Source organism: Micromonospora sp. CA-249363 (assembly GCF_050950185.1).
In the GTDB taxonomy this organism is placed as follows: domain Bacteria; phylum Actinomycetota; class Actinomycetes; order Mycobacteriales; family Micromonosporaceae; genus Micromonospora.
This window is the reverse complement of record NZ_CP192020.1, coordinates 5,114,769-5,139,314: the sequence shown is the minus strand read 5'-3', so window position 1 is coordinate 5,139,314 and position 24,546 is coordinate 5,114,769. Positions and strand designations below refer to the sequence as shown.

The following is a 24,546-nucleotide window of genomic DNA, read 5'->3' as shown; positions in this document are numbered from 1 at the left end:
CCGCTTCGCGGCGGCGCGAGCGCATCGCTGCTGTGCCGGCTGGTTCGCTCGCTCCGCTCGCTCACGCCACCTCGGCCGGGGTGCCGGCGGTGACGCGGAGCAGCTCGGCGTAGGTGGTGGGGAAGACCGCCTGCGGTACGCCGCCCGCGGCCCAGACCTGCGGGTACGCCGCCAGCGCCGTGTCCACCAGGGTGCGTAGCGCCCGAGGGTGACCGAGCGGGGCGACCCCGCCGATCGGCTGCCCGGTGTGCTCGCGGACGAACTCCGGGGTGGCCCGGCGCAGCCGGGTGACGCCGATGGACGCGGCCAGGCCGGCGGTGTCCACCCGGTGCGCGCCGGAGGTGAGCACGAGCAGCGGCGCCTCGTCCGCGTCGAAGATCAGCGAGTTGGCGATCTGGCCCACCTCGACGCCGAGCGCCTCGGCGGCGGCTGCCGCGGTGTGCACCGCGGCGGGCAGGAGGCGGACGGTGCTTGGCTGACCGGCGTCGTCCAGCGCGCCGGCGCCGTCCAGCGCGTCCTGCACCGCCCGTACGTTCGGGTGTGGCTGCATTCCGTCATTCTTCCCGGTTCGTGTGCGCCGGTTCACCCCGGCACACGTCACGGCGAGTCCTGGCGCGTCACACGTTGCATTTTCGTCGGAGGGGAGGTGTACTGTCAGCAGCAGTTAGAACGAGTGTTCGATTGCCTCGAACGCTCGTTCCAACCAGCCGGAGCGCGGTGTTTCGCGGCGCCAGTTCCGGCCGGTGCGGCTCCGCGGGCCGCACCTGGGTTTCCGGGCAGTCGCGAGCCCGGTCCCATCAGGCAGGAGCGTCGCCCGCCGCCCACGACCCCCGGGCGGCGGGCGACGAACCCGCCGGTACGCCGGCCGGGTGTGGTGTGGGGAAGCATCCACACCCCGGCCGGCCACCCCCGGTGCGTCTTCCTCCGCACCCACCCGACCTCGGCGTCTCGTCGGCGGCACCACCGCCCCGGCCGACGCCCCGGCCACGTGGAGGAGACAGTCCATGCCGACCAACCCGGCTCAGGCACCGACGGTGCCGGCGCACGTGCTGCCGCACCGCACCCCTGCCCAGCTCCTCACCCTGGCCCGCCGTGGGCTGGTCGAGGCCGGCCAGACCCGACCCGACGGCCTGCGCTACGCCGCCGCCCACCTGGCGGCGCTGCGCGCGGCGGCCGCCCTGCTCGCCGCCCGGGCCCGTCCGGCCCCGAGCCGGCGCAACCGGATCACCAGCGTCTGGGTCCTGCTCTGCGCCGTCGCCCCCGAGCTCGACGAGTGGGCCCGGTTCTTCGCCGCCGGGGCCAGCAAGCGAGCCGCCGCCGAGGCCGGCATCCCCCGGGTCGTCAGCGCCCGGGAGGCCGATGACCTGCTCCGCGCCGCCGAACAGTTCGTCACGGTGGTGGAGACCGCGCTCGGCGTGGCACACCAACCAGCCCTGGACGGCCTCGCGGCGTGAGACCGCCGTGACGCCGGCCGCCTGGAAGGGAAGCCGGGCGGCTGGCGTCACGGTGCGGCCTGATCTGTTCCACAGCAACGACGGGGGGTTGGTCCAATGGCGGGCCGCATGGTGGTCGGTTCCGCCGCGCTGGCCGATCTGGTACGCCCGGCGAGCGCGCCCGATCCGGTGGGCGGCCATCGCGTACTACCGGTGACGCCCGAGCTGACCGGCCTGTTGCCCAACCGGGGCCTACGCCGGGGCAGCACGATCGCCGTCGCGACCGGTCAGCCCCGCCGCAGTGGAGGCACCTCGCTGGTGCTCGCACTGCTGGCCGAGGCGTCGCGGGCCGGCTCGTGGTGTGCCGTGGTCGGGGTGCCGACGTTCGGCGCTGGCGCGGCGGCCGAGCTGGGCATCTCCCTGGACCGGCTCGCCCTGGTGCCGAATCCGGGCCCCGAATGGGCCACCGTGGTCGCCGCGCTGATCGACGGGGTGGACGTCGTGGTCACCGCCGTACCGGCCGCGGTCTCCGCCTCGGTCGCCACCCGGCTGGCCGCCCGGGCCCGACAGCGCGGCAGCGTGCTCGTCCCGTACGGCCGGTGGGACGGCGCGGACGTGACGCTGCAGGTGGTCCGCGGGGTCTGGGAAGGGCTCGGTCAGGGTCGGGGGCGGCTGCGTCGCCGTGAGGTCACCGTGTCGGCGCGCGGGCGGGGAGCGGCCGCCCGCCCCAAGGAGATCAAGGTCTGGCTCCCCGACGCCGAGCTCACCCGTGTCATTCCCCGGGCGGTGCGGTCGACCGTGGGCCGACCGCCCGTGCCGCTCGCCCTGGTCGGGTCGGGGTGACCGGCTCGCCGACCCGGACCCTGCTGCTGTGGTGCCCGGACTGGCCGGTGCTCGCCGCCGAGATCGTCGACGGGATACCAGCCACCGGCCCGGTCGCCGTACTGCACGCCAACCGGGTGGTCGCCTGCTCCGAGCGGGCCCGCGCCGAGGGCGTACGCCGAGGGCTGCGCAAGCGCGAGGCGCAGGGTCGTTGCCCGCAGCTCACCGTCGTGGACTACGACCCCGGCCGGGACGCCCGGGCGTTCGAGCCGGTGGTCGCCGCGCTGGAGGAACTGGTGGCCGGCGTCGAGGTGGTCCGGCCGGGCGCCTGTGCGGTTGCCGCCCGGGGCCCGAGTCGCTACCTCGGCGGCGAGGAGGCGGCCGCCGAACGGCTCATCGAGCATGTTGCCCAGTCGTGTCTGGTGGAGAGCCAGGTGGGCATCGCCGACGGGGTGTTCGCCGCCGGGCTGGCCGCCCGCGCCGGCCGGGTGGTGGCACCGGGTGGGACGCCGGAGTTCCTGGCCGGGATGCCGGTCGAGGCGCTCGGCCGGTCCGCGCTGGCCGACCTGCTGCGCCGGCTGGGGGTGCGGACCCTCGGTGACTTCGCCGCGCTGCCGGCCGGCGACGTGCTGGCCCGATTCGGGTTCGACGGCGCGCTGGCCCACCGGCTGGCCGCCGGCCGGGACCACCGTCCTCTCGCCGTCCGGCAGCCGCCCACCGACCTGACGGTGACCGCCGGGTACGACGATCCGATCGACCGGGTCGACGCGGCGGCGTTCGCCGCCCGTGCCCTGGCCGAGCAGTTGCACGACCGGCTCGCCGGGCACGGGCTGGCCTGCACCCGACTCGGCATTGAGGCGGTCACCGAGCACGGGCAGGAGCTGCACCGGGTGTGGCGGCACGACGGTCTGCTCACCGCCGCCGCCATCGCCGATCGGGTGCGCTGGCAGCTCGACGGCTGGCTCTCCGGCAGCAACGGTCGCGCCGGCGCCCGCCCGGCCCGCCCGACGTCCGGCATCATCCGACTGCGGCTGATCCCGGACGGGGTGATCGCCCAGGGTGGCCTACAGGCCGGCCTCTGGGGGGAGACCGGCGAGGAGCGGGAGCGGGCGCACCGGGCGTTGAGCCGCGTGCAGGGCATCCTCGGCCCGGAAGCGGTGGTCACGGCGGTGCTCGGCGGTGGACGTTCCCCGGCCGACCAGGTGCGCCTCGTGCCGTGGGGCGACGAGCGGCTCCCGGCCCGACCCGGCCCACCGGCCGTCGCCGGCGCGGCCGTCGCCGTCGCAGGCGCTGGCGCCGGCGTTGCCGGTAGCGGTGGTGCCCGTGCCGGTGCCGGTGCCGGCAACGGCCGCGCCGGCGGTGTCGGTCGCGGCGGTGGTGCCGGTGTTGCTGGTGCTGGCGGTGGTGCCGGCGGTGCTGGCGGTGGTGCCGGTGGTGGTGGTGGTGGCGGTGGTGCCGGCGGTGCTGGTGTAGGCGGTGGTGGCAGTGGTGCCGGTGGTGCTGGCGGTGGCGGTGTTGGTTCTGCGACCGGTCGAGGTGGGGGCACCCCGCCGTGGCCAGGTCGGCTGCCGCCGCCCGCGCCGGCTGTGGTGCTGCCCAGTCCGCTCGCCGCGACCGTGCACGACGCCGCCGGCGAGCCGGTGGTGATCAGCGCGCGGTTGGCGGTGAGCGCCGCGCCCGCCCGGCTGGTGGTCGGCACCGGGCAGCCCGCGGAGATCGTGGGGTGGGCCGGGCCGTGGCCGGTGGACGAGCGCTGGTGGGCGCCGGCCGAGGGCCGCCGCCGGGCCCGGTTCCAGGTCAGCCTGGCCGACGGTGCTGCCCTGCTGCTCGCCGTGGAGTCCGGGCAGTGGCTGGTGGAGGCGATCTATGACTGAGTCAGGTCGATCCCTGCCCGGCGTTGGCTGGCTCGATGTCGGCTGCTCCGGCGTTGGCTGGCTCGGCGTCGGTGAGTCCGGTGCTGGTTGGTCCGGTGTTGGTCGGTCCGGTGTTGGTCGGTCCGGTGTTGGTCGATCCGGCGTCGGCTGGCTCTGCGCTGACCGGGGAGCAGATGTCCTGATGAGCGTGATGACTCACAGGCATCATGATGCCTGTGAGTCATCACGCTCATCGCACCGCGCGCCGCTAGCGGGGCGACCACCGTCCTGTTCGTCGTCGACGCGGCCGTCAACCACCCTGCGGCCGGTCGGCCGCGCCACCACCCCCCGGCCGACCGACGCCGGGCGGGCCAGCGCGAGGCGGACCGAAGCCGGGCCGACCGACGCCGGGTGGGCTAGCGCGAGGCGAACCGGCGCCGGGCCGATCGACGCCGGGTGGGCCAGCGCCGGGCGGACCGGCGCGGGGTCGGCCAGCGCCGCCGGAGCGGTCGGATGAGTTTTCACAACCCGAAGATGCCCTGGTCGGAGCTGGAGAGCGTGCTCTCCGGCCGGGCCGGCGGCGGGCGACCGCGCGCCGAGCGGCACCTGCATGTGGTGGATCCGCTCGCCGTGGACGCCGACGGTGGTGACTCGCCGGCCTGGAGTCGCCACCGCGAACGGTACGAGCCGCCGCCGGAGCTGGCCCGTACCGACGGCGTGGTGCCCTACGCGGAGCTGCACGCACACACCAACTTCAGTTTCCTCGACGGCGCGAGTCACCCCGAGGAGTTGGCCGAGGAGGCGGCCCGGCTGGGGCTCACCGCGTTGGCCGTCACCGACCACGACGGCTTCTACGGGGTGGTCCGGTTCGCCGAGGCGGCCCGGACGCTGGGCCTGCCGACCATCTTCGGCGCGGAGCTGTCCCTCGGGCTGCCCGGTCCGCAGAACGGCGAGCCCGACCCGCACGGCGCGCACCTGCTGGTGCTGGCGCACGGCCACGAGGGGTACGCCCGGCTGGCCACCACCATCGCCCGCGCCCAGTTACGGGGTGGGGAGAAGGGCCGCCCGGTCTACGGGGAGCTGGAGGAGGTCGCCGCCGAGCTGAAGGATCACGTGCTGGTGTTGACCGGCTGCCGCAAGGGGCACGTGCCGGGTGCCCTGCTCACCGAGGGGGTGGATGCGGCGGCCCGGGAGCTGGACCGGTTGACCTCGCTCTTCGGCGCGGAGACGGTGGCGGTGGAGCTGACCGACCACGGTCATCCGGTCGACGCCGACCGCAACGACGCGCTCGCCGAGCTGGCCGCCGCGGCCGGGCTACCGACGGTGGCCAGCAACAACGTGCACTACGCCAGCCCGGGCCGGCGGCGGTTGGCCACCACCGTCGCGGCGGTGCGGGCCCGGCGCAGTCTCGACGAGATCGACGGCTGGTTGCCCGCGGCGGCCACCGCCCACCTGCGCAGCGGCGCGGAGATGGCGGCGCGGTTCGCCGCGTACCCGGGCGCGGTGGCGCGGGCTGCCGAGTTCGGGGCCGAGCTGGCCTTCGACCTTCAGCTCGTCGCGCCGCAGCTGCCGGCGTACCCGGTGCCCCCGGGGCACACCGAGATGAGCTGGCTGCGCAAGCTGACCGCCGACGGGGCACACGAGCGGTACGGACCGCCGCAGGCGCACCCGGCGGCGTACGCGCAGCTCGACCACGAGCTGAACATGATCGAGGAGCTGGGATTCCCCGGCTACTTCCTGGTGGTCTACGACATCGTCTCGTTCTGCCGCCAGCAGGACATCTACTGCCAGGGCCGGGGTTCGGCGGCCAACTCGGCGGTCTGTTACGCGCTGCGGATCACCAACGTGGACGCCGTCCGGCACCGGCTGCTCTTCGAGCGGTTCCTCGCCCCGGAGCGGGACGGTCCGCCGGACATCGACGTGGACATCGAGTCCGACCGGCGGGAGGAGGTGATCCAGCACGTCTACACCCGCTACGGCCGGGAGCACGCCGCGCAGGTCGCCAACGTCATCTCCTACCGGCCCCGGTCGGCGGTGCGGGACGTGGCCAAGGCGTTCGGCTTCTCACCCGGTCAGCAGGACGCCTGGAGCAAGCAGATCGACAGGTGGGGCTCGGTCGCCACGGTCGATGTCGAGGGCATCCCGGAGCAGGTGGTGGAGTACGCCAACGAGCTGCAGACGTTCCCCCGGCACCTGGGCATCCACTCCGGCGGCATGGTGATCTGCGATCGGCCGGTGATCGAGGTCTGCCCGGTGGAGTGGGGGCGGATGCCCGGGCGCAGCGTGCTCCAGTGGGACAAGGACGACTGCGCCGCGGTCGGTCTGGTGAAGTTCGACCTGCTCGGCCTGGGCATGCTCTCCGCGCTGCACTACGGCTACGACATGATCGGGTCCCGGCTGGATCTCGGCGACATGACGCTCGACGATCCCGAGGTCTACGACATGCTCTGCCGGGCCGACTCGGTCGGGGTGTTCCAGGTGGAGAGCCGCGCCCAGATGGCCACCCTGCCGAGGCTCAAGCCCCGCGAGTTCTACGACCTGGTGGTCGAGGTGGCGTTGATCCGTCCCGGCCCGATCCAGGGTGGTTCGGTGCACCCGTTCATCCGACGCAAGAACGGCCAGGAGCCGGTGACGTACGCGCACCCGTTGATGCGTAACGCGCTGGAGAAGACCCTGGGGGTGCCGCTGTTCCAGGAGCAGTTGATGCAGCTCGCCATCGACCTGGCCGGGTTCGACGCGGCCGAGGCCGACCAGCTGCGCCGGGCGATGGGCGCCAAACGGTCGATCGAGCGGATGACCCGCATCGCCGACCGGCTCTACGCCGGGATGGCCGAGCGGGGCATCACCGGTGAGCTGGCCGACGACGTCTACCGCAAGCTCACCGCGTTCGCCAGCTACGGCTTCCCGGAGAGCCACGCGATGAGCTTCGCCTACCTGGTGTACGCAAGCTCGTGGCTCAAGCGCTACCACCCGGCCCCGTTCCTGGCAGCGCTGCTCAACGCCCAGCCGATGGGCTTCTACTCACCGCAGACCCTGGTCGACGACGCCCGCCGGCACGGGGTGGAGGTCCGCCGTCCGGACATCAACGCCAGCGGGGCCCTGGCGGTGCTCGAATCCACCCCGGACACCCGGTGGGGCAGCGAGCCGGGCGAGCCGCCGCACGCCTGGGGACTGGGCGGCCCGGCCGTCCGGTTGGGGCTGTCCAGCGTCCGTACCCTCGGGTCGGACGTGGCCGAGCGGATCGAGGCCGAACGGGCGGCCGGTGGGGCGTACCGTGACATGCCTGATCTGGCCCGGCGGGTCGGTCTGACCGCCACGCAGCTGGAGGCGCTGGCCACCGCGGACGCCTTCGCCTGTTTCGGCCTGACCCGGCGGGAGGCGCTGTGGGCCGCCGGCGCGGCGGCCCAGGACCGACCGGGCCGGCTGCCCGGCACGGTGACCGGCGCGGCGGCGCCCATGCTGCCCGGCATGGAGGCCGTGGATCGGCTGGTCGCCGACGTGTGGGCCACCGGGTTGTCGCCGGAGAGCCATCCGGCCCGGTTCATCCGGGGGCAGCTCGACGTGCTCGGCGCGGTGCCGATCGCCCGGCTCGGCCGGGTGGAGCCGGGCCAGCGGATCCGGGTCGGCGGCATCGTCACCCATCGGCAGCGCCCGGCGACCGCCGGTGGGGTGACCTTCCTCAACCTGGAGGACGAGACCGGGATGCTGAATGTCACCTGCTCACCGGGGCTGTGGCAGCGCTACCGGCGGGTGGCCCGCACCAGCGCCGCACTGGTGGTCCGGGGGCGACTGCAACGCCACGAGGGGGTGACCAACCTGGTCGCCGACCGGCTGGACGCCATTGAGCCGCCGGTCAGTCCCGCCTCCCGCGACTTCCGCTGAACAGTGATCCACATTACGGTTTCTGACGCTGCGGAGCGGGAGACTCGTCCTGAGCGGGCAGAGCGGCCCGTGATCCGTGAGGGGGACTGACAAGTGATGGGAAACCACGCGTACACCGGTGGCGGAATCGCCAACGTCCGGCGGACCCGGCTGGGTGCCGGCTGGATGCCGTCGCACCTCACCGACCCCCGCGAGTACGAGGTGACGAACGGGCCCGTCGCCAACGAGCGTCGATCCCGGGCTGAGGACGCGGTCGAGGGCACCCAGTCCTGACCACTAGGCTCGACCGGGTGGAGCAGACCCGAGGCCGGTTCGCCGCGCCGCCGCTGACCCCCCGTACCGCCGTGATCTGGTCGGTGCTGAGCGCCGAGCTGGACCGACGTGGCGACGCCGAGCTGACCGTGCTGGACATCGGCGGGGGCACCGGCGGTTTCGCCGTCCCGTTGGCCCGCGCCGGGCACCGCGTCACCGTCGTCGACGCCAGCCCCGATGCACTCGCCGCGCTCACCCGCCGGGCCGCCGAGGCCGGGGTCGCCGACCGGATCGTCGCCGTACAGGGCGACGGCGACGCCCTCGCCGGCCTGGTCGAGCCGGCCGGGGTCGACCTGGTGCTCTGCCACGCCGTCCTGGAGGTCGTCGACGACCCGACGCCGGTGGTCGCCGCGTTGGCCACCGCGCTGCGCCCCGGCGGCGCGGCCAGCGTGCTGGTGGCGGGCCGGGCCGCGGCCGTGCTGGGCCGTGCCATGAACGGGCACCTGGATGTCGCGGCGTCGCTGGCCGCCGACCCGGCCGGCAGCGCCGGGCCGCGCGACACCCTGCGCCGCCGCTACGACGCCCCCGAGGCCGTCGCGCTGCTCACCGCCGCCGGGCTGGAGGTCGAGGACATCCACGGGGTACGCGTGCTGGCCGACCTGCTGCCGGCCACCGTCTCCGACGGGCAGCCCGCAGCCCTGGTCGAGTTGGAACTGGCCCTGGCCGCCCAACCCCCCTACCGGGACCTGGCCGCCCAACTGCACCTGTTCGCCCGCCGACCGGCATGACCGGTCCGGGCCTGCCCGCCGACGGGCGTACGCCGGTCGGCTCGTTTGGCCCTGGGCTGCCCGCCGACGGGCGTACGCCGGTCGGCGGCGCTGCGGCGGCCGACGTCGACCCGTCGCTGGCGGTCCTCGCGCCCGATCGGGCCGGCGGACGGCTCGCCGACGTGCTGCCCAGCGCGCTCGCCGTACTGGGCGTGCCCGGCTCGCCCGACCCGCTCGGGCTGGCGTCCGCACTGACCGGGGTACGCCGGATCGCCGTCCTGCTCGTCGACGGGCTCGGCTGGTACCAGGTGCCGACCGCCGCGCCGTACGCCCCGACGCTCGCCGGGCTGACCGCGACGGTGGGTCGACCACTCATCGCCGGCTTCCCGTCCACCACCCCCACGAGCCTCGTGACGCTGGGCACCGGCGTCGCACCCGGCGCGCACGGGGTGCTCGGCTTCACCGTGCGCGTGCCCGGCACCGACCGGGTGCTCACCCATACCGACTGGGCCGCCGACCCGTCGCCGCTGCGGTGGCAGCCGGTGCCGACCCAGCTCCAACGGGCCCGGTCCGCCGGTGTGACGACGACCGTGGTGAGCCGGCCGGAGTTCGGCGGCAGCGGGTTGACCCTGGCCGCCAACCGGGGCGGCGACTTCCGGGGCGCCGCCGGCGCGGATCAGGTGGCCACCGCCATGCTGGCCGCCCTGTGCGCCGGCGACGGGCCCACCCTGGTCTCCGGCTACCACCCCGACCTCGACCGGCACGGGCACCTCAGCGGGGTCGGCTCGGCGCCGTGGCGAAGCGCCGCCGCCGAGGTGGACACGCTGCTCGCCCGGCTGGTCGACGGGCTGCCGCCGGACGCGGCGCTGCTGGTCACCGCCGATCACGGGCAACTCGACATCCCCCTCGGGCACCGCTTCGACCTGGACACCGATCCACGGCTGCGCGACGGCCTGCGGGTGGTGGCCGGTGAGGCACGGGTGCGGTACCTGTACGCCGAGCCGGGCGCGGTGGACGACGTGGTGGCCGCCTGGTCGGCGGTGCTCGGCGACGCGGCCCGGGTGCGCACCCGGGAGGAGATGGTGGCCACCGGCTGGTTCGGGCCGGTGCCCGAGGAGCACCTGGGCCGGATCGGCGACGTGGTGGTGACCTGCAACGACACGTACGCCGTCCTGGCCAGCCGCACCGAGCCGCCGATGGCGTCGAAGCTGGTCGCGTACCACGGGGCGGACACCGCCGCCGAGCTGACCGTGCCGCTGCTGGTCGTGCGGGGCTGACCGGGGCATGGTCCGGACGGTCGGTCGCTGGTGGTGTCGTACCTCGGGGATAACCTGCACCGATGGGCCGCAGTCAGTCGTTGCCCCGGGGCGGTGATCCGCGCTTCGGGCCGGACGCCGACGACTCCGCCAGCGGCATCCTGCACGTCGACATGGACGCGTTCTTCGCCTCGGTGGAGGTGCGCGCCCGTCCCGAGCTGCGCGGCCGAGCGGTCGTGGTCGGTGGCGTGGGCCCGCGTGGCGTGGTCAGCTCCGCCAGCTACGAGGCTCGCCGCTACGGCGTGCGCAGCGCGATGCCGACCTCCCGGGCCCGGGCCCTCTGCCCGCACGCCGTCTACCTCCCGCCGAACTTCGCCGCGTACTCCGAGGCCTCGCGGGCGGTCATGCAGATCTTCCGGGACGTCACCCCGCTGGTCGAGCCGCTATCCCTCGACGAGGCGTTCCTCGACGTCACGGGCGCCCGCAAACTGTTCGGCTCGCCGGCCACCATCGCCCGGCTGATCCGCCAGCGGGTCGCCGACGAGCAGAGGCTGACGTGTTCGGTCGGGGTGGCGCCCAGCAAGTTCGTGGCCAAGCTCGGCTCCACCCGGGCCAAGCCCGACGGCCTGCTTGTCGTACCCGCCGGGCAGGTCCTCGACTTCCTGCACCCACTCCCGGTGGACGCGCTCTGGGGCGTGGGGGAGCGGGCCGCCGAGACGCTGCGCCGGCTCGGTCTGGCCACGGTGGGGGACCTCGCCGAGGCCCCGGTCGGCATGCTGCGCAGGGCGGTGGGCGCGGCGTCCGCGGCGCACCTGCACGAGTTGGCGTGGGGGCGCGACGCGCGCCGGGTCAGCCCCGAACACGTCGACAAGTCGATCGGCGCCGAGGTGACCTTCGACGCCGACGTGGCCGACCCGTTGGAGATCCGCCGAGCCCTGCTCGCGCTCAGTGCGAAGGTCGGCGTCCGGCTGCGGAGCGCGGGCCACGTCGGGCGCACGGTCACCCTCAAGGTACGACTGGCCGACTTTCGCACCGTCAACCGTTCCCGCACCCTCGGCGTACCCACCGACACGGCCCGGGAGATGTTCGACACGGTGTGGGCGCTCTACACCGCGCTGGACCCGGGTGAGCGGATCCGCCTCGTCGGTGTCCGGGTGGAGGGGCTCACCCCGGCGCAGGGCGCGCCCCGGCAGCTCACCCTCGGCGCGCCCGAGCGCGGTTGGCGGGAGGCGGAAGCTGTCGCGGACGCCGCCGCTGCCCGATTCGGGCGGTCCGTCATAGGTCCGGCCAGTCTGTTAGGCGACCGTGACGCTCATCGAAAGGAAAATCCACCCCGCCCGTAGGTCGTCCCGCTTTCCGACGCGCGACCCCCCTCGTAGACTTGCGGGTAAGCAGCCGGTTGGCTGCCACGGTCTGTCGGCCCGAGTGGGCCGACCAACGTGACCGGGGAGGAGTGCCGTGCCGCTCTCGGAGCACGAGCAGCGGCTGTTCGAGCAGATCGAGCGGTCGCTTGCCGAGGACCCCAAATTCGCCTCGGCCGTGCGCGCCAGCGATCCGCGCTTCCACGCGCGGCGTCGCCTGCTCGTCGCTGCCGGCGTGATCATCGCTGGCTTGGCCCTACTGGTCTATGGCGCGGTGATCAAGACTCCACCGCTGGCGGTGGCGGGCTTCGTCGTCATGCTGGCGTCGGCCGCGTTCGCGGTGCAGTCGCACCGGCGGGCGCAGTCACCCGACCTGCACGTGGTGGGTGGCACGACGAGTCGTCGTCGTCCCCGCGGTGGCCGTTCCGGTCGCCGACGGTCGATGCTGGACCGGATGGAAGACCGATGGCGGCAGCGCCCGGAGGGGCACCGCTGAGCGCGTCCCGCCGCTGAGGCGGGTCGACCACCGCGACGAGCGGGCCACCGGGAAACGCCCGGTGGCCGCCGTCGTTCCCTCATGCCCGAAGCACCGTGCTCGCCCCGCACCGTGCTCGCCCCGCACCGTGCTCGCCCCGCACCGTGCTCGCCCCGCACCGTGCTCGCCCCGCGCCGTGCCGCCGTGCTCGCCCCCCACCGTGCTCGCGACGCGACGCACTGCGCTGCCGTGCTCGTGCCGCGCTGCGCTGCCGTGCTCGCGTCGCGCTGCCCTCAGAGATCGCGTCGATCTTGCAGTTTCTGTTGTCCGTATGAGTGGAAATCCCCCTTATGCCGCGACAGAAAGTGCAAGATCGCTGGGGCTGGGGCTGGGGCTGGGGCTGGGGCTGGGGCTGGGGCTGGGGCTGGGGCTGGGGCTGGGCCCAGGGCCCAGGGCCGGGGCTGGGCGCTGAGGCTAGGGCTCAGCGCTGAGCGCTGAGGGCTGGGGCCGAGCGCTGAGCGCTGAGCGCTGGGCGCTGGGCGCTGAGGGCTGGGCGCTGGGCGCTGGGCGCTGGGCGCTGGGCGCTGGGCGCTGAGGGCTGGGGGCTGGGGGCTGGGGGCTGGGGGCTGGGGTGGCGCCCCGGGGTGGGGCCGGGGCGCCGCGGCAGCGCGCTTGAGGGCGTCGGTCAGCGGGCGGCTCGACCGGCCAGCACCCGGCGCGGGTTCCAGCGCAGCAGCCGGTAGCGCACCCGTGCGGTCAGCGCCACCAGACGGCCGGAGGCGTCGGCCAGGGCGATCCGCCAGCGCAGCAGCACCGACGGCGGCAGCACGGCGGCGAGCACCCGGGTCCGTCGATCCGCCCGGGACGACAGCGCCCCACGGACCGTGCGCAGCGCCGACGGCAACGGTTCACCGGTCAGTGGGGCCCGCGCGTACCGGGCCCGCTCCTCGGCACGGCCGAGCAGCCGTGCCGCCCCGATCGCCTCGGCGTCGTCGGGGAGAGCGTCCCGGACCAGCCGGTCGGCGGTCGCACGCGGCGTCTCGGTCCGGTCCACCCGGACCCGGTAGTCGACGAGCGTGTCGAGCAACTCCGCCCAGGCGGCGTGGGCGTCCGCGCGAGCGCGACCGGGGTCCGCCTCGACCACCATCACGCGTGCGTCGTCGGCCGCCGGCCCGTCGCTCGAAGCGGTGGCGGCAGTCGCGGCGTCCGGCCGACCGGCCCGCCGACGACGCAGTGCCCGACGACGAAGCGCCGGCACCGCCAGCAGTGCCACCAGCGCGAGTACGGCCGCCAGCCACCACGGCCACACCGGCGCCTGTTCGGCCGGCTTCGAATCCCCGAGCGACAGCCCGGTGTCGGTGTCCCGGTCGGCATTGTCCTGGTCGGTCGGCCCGGCCGACGATTCCGCGCCGCTCGGGCTGTCCGTGGCGCCGGCCTCCGGAGTGGACGGCTCGGGGGCGTCCGTGTCCGGCGCCCAGGCCGACCGGGTGGAGCCGGGAACGCCGTACGCCGGGGTGGCGTCGAACGGCACCCAGCCGATCCCGTCGAAGAAGACCTCGGTCCAGGCGTGCAGGTTGAGGTTGGTCAGCGTGTACGTGTCGCCGTCGCGCCGGCTGCCGTTGGTGAACCCGAACGCGACCCGCGCCGGGATGCCGGCCGACCGCACCAGCCAGGCCATCGCGGCGGCGTACTGCTGGCAGTAACCGACCTTGTTGGTCAGGAAGTTGACGATGTCCTGGCCGCTGCTGCCGCTCTCGGTGCTCAACCGGTACGTGAACCCGTTGTCCGCAGAGAAGTGCTGGTAGATGGCCAGCACCCGGTCGTAGTCGGTCCGCTTGCCCTGGATCAGCCCTTGGACCAGCTCCTCCACCTCGGGCACCGGTCCGGGGGTGGCGGTCTGCTGCCGGCGGAGCGGGTGTTCGGCGGGCAGCGTCTTCGCGGCCCGCAGGGTCGCCGGGGTGTACGTCGAGCGGATGTAGTCGAACGAGTACTTACGTCCCCGCGAGCTCTCCCGGTTGGAGAAGACGATCTGCTGGTTGGGGTCGTACGACCAGTTGCTGTTGAGGTCCTGGGTACGCACCGGCTCGGCGTACACCGGCATCAGGGACATGCTGAGGCTCTTGGTCACCTCGACCGTCGCCCGGTACTCGGCCTGCTGCACCCCCGGCCCGACCCGTTCGCTCGGGTCGGGCAGGTCGCGGTTGGCCGGCCGGCCACTCGCGGCGCGGGCCTGGAAACCGTTCGGGCGCAGCTCGTCGGCGACCGCGTAGCGGAGGTAGAACGGGCTCTGTTCCGACGTGGTCACCTTGACCAGGTCCACCACCTCGGACTGGTTGAGTTGGCCGGCGAGCGACGCGAACAGGTCGATCCGACCGGACGAGCCACCCACCCCCCGACCGTTGCCGTTGCCGTTACCCGTGCCCTCGGTGATCCGGTCGAGCAGCCCACCGCTCAGGCCGGGCACCGCCAGCGGCAGCACCACGGCCAGCACCACACCGACCACGGCGAGCCGACGACCGGCGGATGCCAGCGGCGACGCCTCCCACACGTCCACGTCACGACCGTCGCCGGTGAACCGGCGCCCGAACCGGCGTACCCGGTCGACGTTGTCGCTCACCAGCAGCCACAGGTAACCGGCGGCGCCCACCACGAACGGCACCGGGGGGACGCTGTCCACGTAGACGGCGACCGGCACCGAGTAGATCGCGAGCATCGGCAGCCCGGCCAGCGCCGGCCGGCGCAGTCCCACGGCCAGGACGTCCACCAGCACGGCCACCCCGCCGACGCCGAGCACGGTGATGAACAGCAGCGGATCGGTGTCCGGGACTTCGACGCCGTACGAGCGCATGTCCTGCGCCGAGCCGGCGAGCAGGTCGGCGAAGTGGCCGATCGTGCTGGGCGTGGGCAGGAGGGCCAGCAGCTCGCTGCCGCTGGGGAACAGCCAGGTCAGGGCGAGCAGCAGGGCGGCCAGCATGCCGAGCACCTGGCCCCAGAGCGGCGCGCGGACGAGTCGGGTCAGCGCGGCGACCCCGGCCACCACGGCGACCGCTATCACGCACTGGATCAGCCACGTCCAGGTCTGGAAGATGGCCGACAGCGGCGCGGCGGCGAGCAGCGTCGCGGCGGCCGCCACCAGACCGGTGTTCCGGCTGGCGATCATGAGGGGGACCTTCCGTTCATCGCACGCGGCCAGCGACCGTCTCGGCCAGCGCGGCCCGTAGGGCGAAGCCCTGTGAGCCGCGGCCCGCCTGCGGCCACAGCGCCGGCAGTCGGCTGCCGTGGTCGGCGCCGACCACGCGCCAGCCGCTGCGCACCATGGTGAGCACGGCGGCGCCGTGCGCGTGCTCCGCCTCGGCGCGAGCCTTCTCCGGGAGGCTCAGCCAGGTGGAGCTGTCCAACAGGAACCCGACACACGTCGCGCCGTTGCCGCGCAGCCCGGCCAGCAGCTCGGCCTCGGCGACGCTCACCGCGCCGAACAGCCCGATGATCAGCCCGCCGTCGGCGCGCTGCCGGACCCGCTGCACCAGCCCAGCAACCTCGGCCCGCTGGTCCAACCGCACCTCGGCCAGGTGGTCGAGCAGCACGCCGTCGCCACCGCCCTCCGAGGCGTCCACGTCGACCCCGGAACCGGTGACCAGGCGCAGCTTGTAGCCGGCCTGCCGCAGGTGAACGGCGATGCTCGCGGCGGCCGAGACCGCCCACTCGAAACTCGCCGTCGGCCCGTCGCCCCGGTGGCCGTACGCCCGGGTGTCCAGCACGACCGTGGCGCGGCTCTCCCAGGGCTGCTCCTCCCGGCGCACCATCAGCTCGCCGGTGCGCGCCGTGGACTTCCAGTGCACCCGGCGCAGGTCGTCGCCCCGGCGGTACTCCCGGGTCGCCGCGTCGTCCTCGCCGTGCACCGCGACCGAACGCGCCCGGCTGTCGCCGCTGCCCGCGTACTCCCCGGGAAGCCGGATCGACGGCAGGGGGGTGACCTGCGGGATGACCGTGAGGTGGTCGGTGCTGGGGAAGGCGCGGGTGAGTTCGCAGAGACCGAACGGGTCGGTCATCCGGACCACCAGCGGACCCACGTCGTAGCGACCGCGCACGTCCGCGCGGACCGTGTACGCCACGGAGCTGGCCTGGTGCGCGCCGAGCCGTTCCAGCACGACGCGGGGCCGGCTGCCCAGCGCGTACGGCAGCCGGTCCTCCAGCAGCAGGGTGCCGGTGGGCAGCCGGGAGAGGTTCTGCAGGCGCAGCACGATCCGCGAGTTGGCCCCGACCGGAACCCGGTGCGGGTCCAGCGAGCGGTTGCAGGCCAGTTTGTAGCGGCTGCGGCCCACGTAGGCGGCGGCGAGCAGCGGCAGGATGGCCAACAGCAGAGCCACCCGGAGCAGGTCCTTCTCGCCCAGGATGACGGCCGAGACCGCCGCGGCGACCGCGGCGGCCAGGAACGAGCGCCCGCGGGTGGTCAGCCCGCGCAGCCCGGCACGCACGTCACGGCCTCCGCGGCTCGTAGGGCGCGCGGCCGTTGCCGGTGGCGGGCCGGGTGTCGTACGGGTTGCGCTGGCGGTCGTGCGGCAGGGGCAGCCGGTGCACCAGCTCGGAGAGGATCGCGTCGGTGGTGCGCCGGGCGAGCTGCGCGTCGGCGGTCGGGATGATCCGGTGCGCCAGCACCGGCACCGCCAGGGCCTGCAGGTCGTCGGGGAGGACGTAGTCGCGGCCCTCCAGCGCGGCGACCGCACGGGCGGTGCGCAGCAGTTGCAGCGTCGCCCGGGGGGACGCGCCGAGGCGCAGGTCGTGGGCCTCGCGGGTGGCGGTGACGAGGTCGACCGCGTACTGCTTGACCGCGTCGGCGACGTGCACCTGCCGGACGGTGGCGATGAGCTGCCGGACCAGGTCGGCGTCGGCGACCGGACGCAGCTCGTGCAGCGGGTCGGTGGCGCCGTGGCCGTCGAGCATCGCCAGCTCCGCGCCGGCGTCCGGGTAACCCATCGCGATCCGCGCGGTGAAACGGTCGCGCTGCGCCTCGGGCAGCGGGTACGTCCCCTCCATCTCGATCGGGTTCTGGGTGGCGATGACCATGAACGGGGTCTGTAGCTGGTAGGTCACGCCGTCGACGGTGACCTGCCGTTCCTCCATGCACTCCAGCAGCGCCGACTGGGTCTTCGGCGAGGCCCGGTTGATCTCGTCGCCGACCACCAGGTTGGCGAAGACGGCACCCGGTCGGAACTCGAAGTCGTGGGTTTCCTGGTTGTAGACGCTGACGCCGGTCACATCGCTGGGCAGCAGGTCAGGGGTGAACTGGATCCGGCGGACCGTGCAGTCGATGGACCGCGCGAGGGCCTTGGCCAGCTTGGTCTTGCCGACGCCGGGAACGTCTTCGATGAGAAGGTGGCCCTCGGCGAGCAGCACGGCCAGGGCCAGCCGCACGGTGGCGGTCTTGCCCTCGATGACCTGCTCGATGTTGGCCACGATGGCCTCGCTGGCGGCGCGGAACTCGTCGTGCGGCAACAGGCCGCCCACCTCGTCCCAGGTCTGTTGTGTCACGGGCCTCCTCCTCGTCGCCGTCACGGCAGCTCTGTAGAGAGCACCTGGACCCGCCGTTGGGTTCGCGACGTCGAGCCTCGTTTGCCGCAGGAATCTCACTGGCCTCTCAGGCTAACCATGTTTGTCGTTATCGCCGACCCCCGCAGGTAGTCCGCCGGTTACGCCCCGATATTCGCCAGCTAGGGGGAACGGGTCGGACACGCCCGGTGGTCGGCGGGCCGAACCGGGCGCGCGGTACACTGCGGGCATGGCCGGAGTCTTCCTGCTTCTTACCGGGCCGTGCTGATGCGCTGAAGGCGCGACAGCACGGCAGCCCCTCCTGCGCGAGGGGCTTTTTTGTGCCCGCCGCCGGTCCGGCCCGGCGGTGCCGAGACGAAGCGAAGCGAAGCGAGGAGAGACGATGAGCGAGGCAGCCGCACCGGCGGGCGACATCCCCCCGTTCCGGTACACCGCGGCCATGGCCGACGAGATCGAGACTCGTTGGCAGGACACGTGGGCGCGCGAGGGCACCTTCAACGCCCCGAACCCGACCGGCCCGCTGGCCGACCCGAGCCACCCCCGGGCCGGCGCGGAGAAGCTGTACGTGCTGGACATGTTCCCGTACCCGTCGGGCGCCGGCCTGCACGTCGGCCACCCGCTGGGCTACATCGGCACCGACTGCTACGCCCGTTACCAGCGGATGGCCGGGCGCAACGTGCTGCACGCGATGGGGTTCGACGCGTTCGGGCTGCCCGCCGAGCAGTACGCCGTGCAGACCGGCACCCACCCCAGGACCACAACCGAGCAGAACATCGAGCGGTACAAGGCGCAGCTGCGTCGGCTGGGGCTGGCGCACGACGAGCGGCGCTCGGTGGCGACCATCGACACCGACTTCTACCGCTGGACGCAGTGGATCTTCCTGCAGATCTTCAACTCCTGGTACGACCGCGACGCCGGCCGGGCCCGTCCCATCGCCGAGCTGATCGCCGAGTTCGAGGGCGGCAACCGGGCGACCCCGGACGGCCGGTCCTGGGCCGAGCTGAGCGTCGCCGAGCGCCGCAAGGTCGTCGACGACCACCGGCTGGCGTACGTCTCGGAGGCGCCGGTGAACTGGTGCCCGGGGCTGGGCACCGTGCTGGCCAACGAGGAGGTCACCGCCGACGGCCGCTCCGACCGGGGCAACTTCCCGGTCTTCAAGCGCAAGCTGAAGCAGTGGATGATGCGGATCACCGCGTACGGTGACCGGCTGCTGGACGACCTGGACACCCTGGACTGGCCCGAGCCCATCAAGCTGATGCAGCGCAACTGGATCGGCCGGTCGCAGGGCGCGCACATCGACTTCCCCACGGCCGGCAAGCCGATCCAGGTGTTCACGACCCGACCGGACACCATCTTCGGCGCCACCTACATGGTGCTGGCGCCCGAGCACGAGCTGGTCGACGCCCTGGTGCCGGCCGCCTGGCCGCAGGACACCCGGGACGCCTGGACCGGCGGACACGCCAGCCCCGCCGAGGCCGTCGAGGCGTACCGCAAGGCGGCGGCCGCGAAGACCGACGTCGAGCGGCAGTCCGACTCCAAGGAGAAGACCGGCGTCTTCATCGGCGCGTACGCCACGAACCCGGTCACCGGCGGGCAGATCCCGATCTTCATCGCGGACTACGTGCTGGCCGGCTACGGCACCGGCGCGATCATGGCGGTGCCCGCGCAGGACGAGCGGGACTGGGCGTTCGCCGAGGTCTTCGAACTGCCCATCGTGCGCACCGTGCAGCCGGCGGAGGGCTTCGACGGCAAGGCGTACACCGGCGACGGCCCGGCCATCAACAGCGCCGCGCCCGAGCGCGGCCTGGACCTGAACGGCCTGGGGGTCGCCGACGCCAAGGCGGCGATCATCGCGTGGCTGGAGACGAACGGGCACGGGACCGGCGCGGTGACCTACCGGCTGCGGGACTGGCTGTTCTCCCGGCAGCGCTACTGGGGTGAGCCGTTCCCGATCGTCTACGACGAGTCCGGCGCGGCGATCGCCCTGCCGGAGGAGATGCTGCCGGTCGAGCTGCCGGAGGTGGACGACTTCTCCCCGAAGACGTTCGACCCGGACGACGCGGACTCCAACCCGGAGACCCCGCTGTCGCGTCGCCGCGACTGGGTCGAGGTCGAGCTGGACCTGGGTGACGGGCCGAAGCGCTACACCCGCGAGACCAACGTGATGCCGCAGTGGGCCGGCTCCTGCTGGTACGAGATGCGCTACCTGGACCCGACCAACTCCGAGCGGTTCGTCAGCGCCGAGAACGAGCGGTACTGGATGGGTCCGCGCGGCGAGGGTGACTGCGGCGGCACCGACCTGTACGTCGGTGGGGCCGAGCACGCTGTGCTGCACCTGCTGTACGCGCGGTTCTGGCACAAGGTGCTGTTCGACCTGGGTCACGTGTCGTCGTTCGAGCCGTTCCGCAAGCTGTTCAACCAGGGCATGATCCAGGCGTACGCGTACACCGACTCGCGGGGCAGCTACGTGCAGGCCGAGGACGTGGTCGAGCGCGACGGCGCGTACTACCTGGAAGACCTGGTGGTCAACCGCGAGTACGGCAAGATGGGCAAGTCGCTGAAGAACGTGGTGACCCCCGACGAGATGTGCGCGGCGTACGGCGCGGACACCTTCCGGGTGTACGAGATGTCGATGGGCCCGCTGGAGGTGTCCCGCCCGTGGGAGACCCGCGCGGTGGTCGGCTCGTACCGGTTCCTGCAGCGGGTGTGGCGGGCGGTCGTCGACGAGCAGACGGGCGAGCTGCGGGTCACCGACGACCCGGCCGACGAGGCGACCCGCCGGCTGCTGCACACGGTGATCGACGGGGTCCGTGGCGACATGGACGGCATCCGGTTCAACACCGCGATCGCCAAGCTGATCCAGCTGACCAACGGGCTGACCGGACTGTCGGCCACGCCCCGCGAGGTGGCCGAGCCGCTGGTGCTGATGGTGGCGCCGTTCGCTCCGCACGTGGCCGAGGAGCTGTGGCGCAAGCTGGGCCACGACACCTCGCTGACGTACGCGGACTTCCCGGTCGCCGATCCGGCGCTGCTGGTGGCCGACACGGTGACCTACCCGGTGCAGGTCAACGGCAAGGTCCGGGGCCGCGTCGAGGTGCCCGCCGACGCCGCCGACGAGACCGTCCGCGCGGCGGCCCTGGAGGCGGTCGCCGCGTCACTGGCCGGCAAGGAGCCCCGCAAGGTCATCGTGGTGAAGGGCCGAATGGTCTCCGTAGTCGTCTAACCCACCCCACCCCCGCCCCGCCGAGCCCCGCCCCGCCGATCTTGCAGTTTCGGTTGACGTTCCGTCCCCTGTGTCAGGGTTTGTCGGGACAGAAAGTGCAAGATCGGCGGGCGCCGGGGCGGGTCAGGCCGGGATGGAGCGGCGGCGGCGTTGGCGTTCGGCGCGCCACCACTGGTGTACGAGCACCAGGCTGGCGATCAGGCCCAGGCTGGCGGGGGCGGCCGCGTACCAGTTGACGTGCCCGGGTGAGCTGACCGCCGCGCCGATCGCCGCGTACCCGAACGCGGTCGGCGCGGAGGCGATCACGCTGCCGGCCAGGAACGGCAGCACCCGCGCGCCGGTCGTGCCGTAGCCGTAGCTGACCAGGCCGAACCCCGCGATCGGCAGCAGCCGGACGGTGACCACACCGACCACGCTCTGCCGGGCGAACCAGCCGTCGAGGCGGGCCAACCGACCGCGTACCCGTTCGGCGACGAACTCCCGACCGAGCAGTCGGCCGACGGTGAACCCGATCGCCGCGGCCACCAAGGCGGCGCCCAGGGCGTACGCGGCGCCCTCCAGAGGGCCGAAGATCGCGCCCGCGGCGAGCGTCACGAAGGTGCGGGGGACCAGCGCGACCAGGAGCAGCGCGCCACCGAGGATCGCCGCCACCGGGGCGAGATCGCCCAGTTGGTCGGCGAGCGCCGGCAGCCGCGCCGGATCCGGGCGGGGCACCAGGAGAAGCAGCAGCCCGCAGGCGCCGATGAGTGCGACCAGCAGGGCGAACCGGGCGGCCGACGGCTGCCGGAGCAGCCGTCGGACAGCGCGGATCATGCCCGGGCGGCGGCCACCGCTGAACGGCGCTCGTCACGGAGCCGGTCGGGCCAGGTGTCGTCCAGCGGCGGGAGCTGGTGTGCCCCGGTGGCCCAGCGCAGCAGCAGGTCGGCCAGGGCCGGGTTGCGTGCCAGCGCGGGGCCGTGCGAGTAGGTGCCGAGCAGCTTGCCGCGCCAGGCGCCCTCGGTGGCGCCGTCGTTGCCGATGCCGGCGGTGACCCGCGCCAGGGGGGCGACCTCCGGGCCGAGGTGGGTACGACCGCCGTGGTTCTCGAAACCGGTCAGCGGCGGCAGGCCCAGCCGGGGGTCGATCTCACCGGCCAGCTCGCCGACGGCCCGGCTCTCGCCCCGGTCGGACCGCAGGTCCAGCAGTTCCAGACCGCGGCACTGCACGCCCTTGGCGAAGAAGGACATCCCGAGCAGCTGGTAACCGGCGCAGACACCGAAGACCACCGAGCCCTGTGCGACCGCCCGGTGCAGACCGCCGTCGGCGATGAGCCGCTGCGCGCCCAGCGCCTGCGGGCCGTCCTCGCCGCCGCCGACGAGGTAGATGTCGGCCGTCGACGGTAGTTGCTGGTCCGAGCGCACCTCCAGCACCTCGACCGGCATGCCGCGCTGGCGGGCCCGCCGGGCCAGGATCAGCGCGTTGCCCCGGTCGCCGTAGGTGGACAGCAGGTCGGGGTAGATCCAGACGATACGCAGGCTCTCAGTTGACACGGTCCAACTCCGCTCGGATGTCCTGGAACGCGGTGTAGTTCGCGATGACCTCGAGCCGGCCGGGCGGGACCGACCGGACGGCGTCGTCGAACGTGCGGACGTGCTGGAAGGGCACGTCGTTGACGTCCAGCCGAACCGCCAGGTCGTATGCCCGGTCGCCGGTGATCAACACCTGCCGGCCGCGGAGCGGGGCGAAGTCGACGTCGAACAGCCAGGAGGTGTCCAACCCGTCGGGGTCGCGCGCGTTGATGGACAGCAGGGTGGGCGCCTCGTCGGCCATGTCGAACGCCTCCAGCCAACTGGCCGGGTTCTTGGCCAGCAGCAGCCGGATGTTGCGCCCGTCCCTGTCGACCTGCGCGTACCGGCCGGCCACCGAGGTCACGATGCCGAGGCGGGTCACCGCGTCGACGGGGCGTACGCCGAACTCGGCCGCCACGGCCAGCGCGGTCGCCGCGTTGCCCAGGTTGACCTTGCCGGGTAGCTGGAGGGAGACCTTGTGCCACGCCCCGGTGGGGTCGAGCACCCCCTCGTCCTCGACGACCCACTGCGGCTCCGGACGGCGCAGCGCGCAGCCGGTGCACCACCACTGCTCGCCGGAGCGGGCGATGGTGGAGCCGCACTCCGGGCAGACCCAGGAGTCGTCGTGCCAGCGCTGGCCGGCGCTGAACCAGGTGACGTGCGGCGGGTTGATGCCGCGCGCTGGGTCGGCCGGCGGGGTGGCGGCCCAGACCACCATCGGGTCGTCGGCGTTGGCCACCACCCGGACGTCGGTGTGCCGGACCAGGGCCGCGCGCCAGAGCTGCGCCATCATGGCGACCTCCTTGGCGCGGTCGAGCTGGTCGCGGGAGAGGTTGAGCAGCGCGACCACGTGCGGCTCGGTCGACTCCAGCACCTGGGCGAGGTAGTGCTCGTCGACCTCCAGCACCGCGTACGGGGTGCTGCCGGCCTTGGCCAGCGCCGAGGTGTGCCCGGTGGGCATGTTGGCGCCGAACGAGTTGGTGGCGACCCGGCCGAGCACGCCGACCGCGGCGGCGGTCAACCGGGTGGTGGTCGTCTTGCCGTTGGTGCCGGAGACCAGCGCGATGGCGCGGCCGGCCGACAGGTGCGCCAGCAGGTCCGGGTCGATCTTCAACCCGATCCACCCGCCGATCACCGAACCGTCGCCACGGCCGGCGGCCCGGGAGAGCGCCGCGGCGGTCCGTGACACGGAGCTGGCCACCTTGGCCCGTAGGGGCATTTTCGCGTCCGTCACGCGAGCGAGGTTACCGGACCGCCCGCCTCGCCAGATCGCCGCCGACGGTGAACCGTTCGGCCGTGGCGTTCGTGCGAGAGGGCGGTACGCGCTCCGCCGGACGGAGTCGATCAATGTCGGAAAGCGGACCACGCCGGGCGGGCGTACCGGCCCTCCACTGCGCTCCACCCCCTGTGACGTGCGGTTTTGCGCGCGGATCGGACGCGCCACGCGGGCGAATCTGGTTGCAGGTGGAGGGAAGTGGAGTAGAGTGGGGCCCAATGGTGAGGCCGGGAGGGCTCACCGGCCCGGGGGGTCAGCGGCGCCGCGAACGCCGCTCAAGGGCGAGGGGGTTGGGCCGATGTTTCTCGGCACCCATACCCCGCGCCTGGACGAGAAGGGCCGGTTGATCCTTCCGGCCAAGTTCCGGGATGAGCTGGCGGGGGGTGTCGTGGTCACGAAAGGGCAGGATCGCTGCCTCTACGTCTTTCCGACGCCCGAGTTCCAACGAATCGCGGAGCAGTTGCGCGCGCAGCCGATGACGCACAAGGCGGCCCGGGCCTACAGCCGGGTCTTCTTCGCCAGCGCGCACGACGAAGTGCCGGACAAGCAGGGTCGCGTGACGATTCCCGCACACCTTCGTGAGTACGCGGCGCTCGACCGGGACCTGGTGGTCATCGGCGCGAGCACTCGGGTCGAGATCTGGGACAAGGTCGCCTGGGAGACCTACCTCGCCGAGAGCGAAGACGACTTCGCCGACATCGAGGAGGGGGTGCTGCCCGGCGGTCTGTAGGGCGGAACGGCGCCCGACGTACTGCGAGATCTCCAGCCGCTTTCGAGCTCCTGGCATCACTTCCCCGGTGCCAGGCGCACGATCCAGGAATCCGGCGGAAGTCGGTGTCCGGCGGGAGCGGA

At 73.6% G+C, this 24,546-nt stretch carries 18 protein-coding genes; 11 read left to right on the top strand and 7 right to left on the bottom strand.

Translation table 11 applies throughout. The features are described from left to right. Positions 1 to 61: 61 nt before the first annotated feature. The gene (locus ACQPZK_RS22705) at positions 62 to 550 is read right to left on the bottom strand and encodes a YbaK/EbsC family protein (RefSeq protein WP_433534921.1); all 489 of its coding nucleotides are present in this window, start codon (positions 548 to 550) and stop codon (positions 62 to 64) included. Between the two features lie 454 nt (positions 551 to 1,004). Here ACQPZK_RS22705 and ACQPZK_RS22700 point away from each other — a divergent pair, with 454 nt between their 5' ends. From ACQPZK_RS22700 to ACQPZK_RS22660, 9 genes are all read left to right on the top strand, one after another. Then, the gene (locus ACQPZK_RS22700; protein WP_234589090.1) at positions 1,005 to 1,454 is read left to right on the top strand and encodes an SAV_6107 family HEPN domain-containing protein; all 450 of its coding nucleotides are present in this window, start codon (positions 1,005 to 1,007) and stop codon (positions 1,452 to 1,454) included. A 96-nt stretch (positions 1,455 to 1,550) separates the two neighbouring features. After that, positions 1,551 to 2,276 (top strand): hypothetical protein, encoded by a 726-nt coding sequence (locus ACQPZK_RS22695; RefSeq protein WP_433534920.1) that lies wholly within the window; start codon positions 1,551 to 1,553, stop codon positions 2,274 to 2,276. After that, the gene (locus tag ACQPZK_RS22690; protein ID WP_433534919.1) at positions 2,273 to 4,129 is read left to right on the top strand and encodes a DNA polymerase Y family protein; all 1,857 of its coding nucleotides are present in this window, start codon (positions 2,273 to 2,275) and stop codon (positions 4,127 to 4,129) included. Before ACQPZK_RS22695 ends, ACQPZK_RS22690 begins: the two co-directional genes overlap by 4 nt. Positions 4,130 to 4,621: 492 nt before the next feature. Beyond that, positions 4,622 to 7,990, top strand: coding sequence for an error-prone DNA polymerase (locus ACQPZK_RS22685; RefSeq protein WP_433534918.1), 3,369 nt, complete (start codon positions 4,622 to 4,624; stop codon positions 7,988 to 7,990). A gap of 93 nt (positions 7,991 to 8,083) precedes the next feature. Further along, positions 8,084 to 8,263: a hypothetical protein gene (locus ACQPZK_RS22680; protein WP_355049450.1), complete on the top strand. Its 180-nt coding sequence runs from the start codon at positions 8,084 to 8,086 to the stop codon at positions 8,261 to 8,263. Further along, positions 8,260 to 9,030, top strand: coding sequence for a methyltransferase domain-containing protein (locus tag ACQPZK_RS22675; RefSeq protein WP_433539282.1), 771 nt, complete (start codon positions 8,260 to 8,262; stop codon positions 9,028 to 9,030). Before ACQPZK_RS22680 ends, ACQPZK_RS22675 begins: the two co-directional genes overlap by 4 nt. Then, positions 9,027 to 10,286: an alkaline phosphatase family protein gene (locus ACQPZK_RS22670; RefSeq protein ID WP_433534917.1), complete on the top strand. Its 1,260-nt coding sequence runs from the start codon at positions 9,027 to 9,029 to the stop codon at positions 10,284 to 10,286. The genes ACQPZK_RS22675 and ACQPZK_RS22670 overlap by 4 nt, the downstream gene beginning before the upstream one ends. Before the next feature lie 62 nt (positions 10,287 to 10,348). Then, positions 10,349 to 11,608 (top strand): DNA polymerase IV, encoded by a 1,260-nt coding sequence (locus ACQPZK_RS22665; RefSeq protein WP_433534916.1) that lies wholly within the window; start codon positions 10,349 to 10,351, stop codon positions 11,606 to 11,608. Between the two features lie 115 nt (positions 11,609 to 11,723). After that, a complete protein-coding gene (locus ACQPZK_RS22660) occupies positions 11,724 to 12,122 on the top strand; it encodes a DUF3040 domain-containing protein (RefSeq protein WP_433534915.1) in 399 nt (132 codons plus the stop codon). Between the two features lie 664 nt (positions 12,123 to 12,786). Here ACQPZK_RS22660 and ACQPZK_RS22655 read toward each other — a convergent pair. From ACQPZK_RS22655 to ACQPZK_RS22645, 3 genes are read right to left on the bottom strand one after another with little or no spacing between them, the layout of a single operon-like run. Then, positions 12,787 to 15,261 carry a transglutaminase TgpA family protein gene (locus ACQPZK_RS22655; protein ID WP_433534914.1) on the bottom strand — a complete coding sequence of 825 codons (2,475 nt, stop codon included), beginning with the start codon at positions 15,259 to 15,261 and terminating at the stop codon, positions 12,787 to 12,789. A 16-nt stretch (positions 15,262 to 15,277) separates the two neighbouring features. After that, positions 15,278 to 16,576, bottom strand: coding sequence for a DUF58 domain-containing protein (locus ACQPZK_RS22650; RefSeq protein ID WP_433534913.1), 1,299 nt, complete (start codon positions 16,574 to 16,576; stop codon positions 15,278 to 15,280). A 1-nt stretch (position 16,577) separates the two neighbouring features. Then, a complete protein-coding gene (locus tag ACQPZK_RS22645) occupies positions 16,578 to 17,630 on the bottom strand; it encodes an AAA family ATPase (protein ID WP_433534912.1) in 1,053 nt (350 codons plus the stop codon). Positions 17,631 to 18,030: 400 nt separating this feature from the next. Between ACQPZK_RS22645 and leuS the strand changes: the two genes are divergently transcribed. Then, positions 18,031 to 20,871 (top strand): leucine--tRNA ligase, encoded by a 2,841-nt coding sequence (leuS, locus tag ACQPZK_RS22640; protein ID WP_433534911.1) that lies wholly within the window; start codon positions 18,031 to 18,033, stop codon positions 20,869 to 20,871. Between the two features lie 123 nt (positions 20,872 to 20,994). Here the strand turns inward: leuS and ACQPZK_RS22635 are convergent, their stop codons facing one another. From ACQPZK_RS22635 to ACQPZK_RS22625, 3 genes are read right to left on the bottom strand one after another with little or no spacing between them, the layout of a single operon-like run. Continuing rightward, positions 20,995 to 21,684: a TVP38/TMEM64 family protein gene (locus ACQPZK_RS22635; protein WP_433534910.1), complete on the bottom strand. Its 690-nt coding sequence runs from the start codon at positions 21,682 to 21,684 to the stop codon at positions 20,995 to 20,997. Then, positions 21,681 to 22,400 (bottom strand): type 1 glutamine amidotransferase, encoded by a 720-nt coding sequence (locus ACQPZK_RS22630; protein ID WP_433534909.1) that lies wholly within the window; start codon positions 22,398 to 22,400, stop codon positions 21,681 to 21,683. Before ACQPZK_RS22630 ends, ACQPZK_RS22635 begins: the two co-directional genes overlap by 4 nt. Then, positions 22,390 to 23,637 carry a MurT ligase domain-containing protein gene (locus tag ACQPZK_RS22625; RefSeq protein WP_433539281.1) on the bottom strand — a complete coding sequence of 416 codons (1,248 nt, stop codon included), beginning with the start codon at positions 23,635 to 23,637 and terminating at the stop codon, positions 22,390 to 22,392. Before ACQPZK_RS22625 ends, ACQPZK_RS22630 begins: the two co-directional genes overlap by 11 nt. A gap of 355 nt (positions 23,638 to 23,992) precedes the next feature. Here ACQPZK_RS22625 and mraZ point away from each other — a divergent pair, with 355 nt between their 5' ends. After that, on the top strand, positions 23,993 to 24,424 hold the full coding sequence (gene mraZ, locus ACQPZK_RS22620) for a division/cell wall cluster transcriptional repressor MraZ (RefSeq protein WP_355049459.1): 432 nt from the start codon (positions 23,993 to 23,995) through the stop codon (positions 24,422 to 24,424). The last annotated feature ends 122 nt before the right edge of the window (positions 24,425 to 24,546 follow it).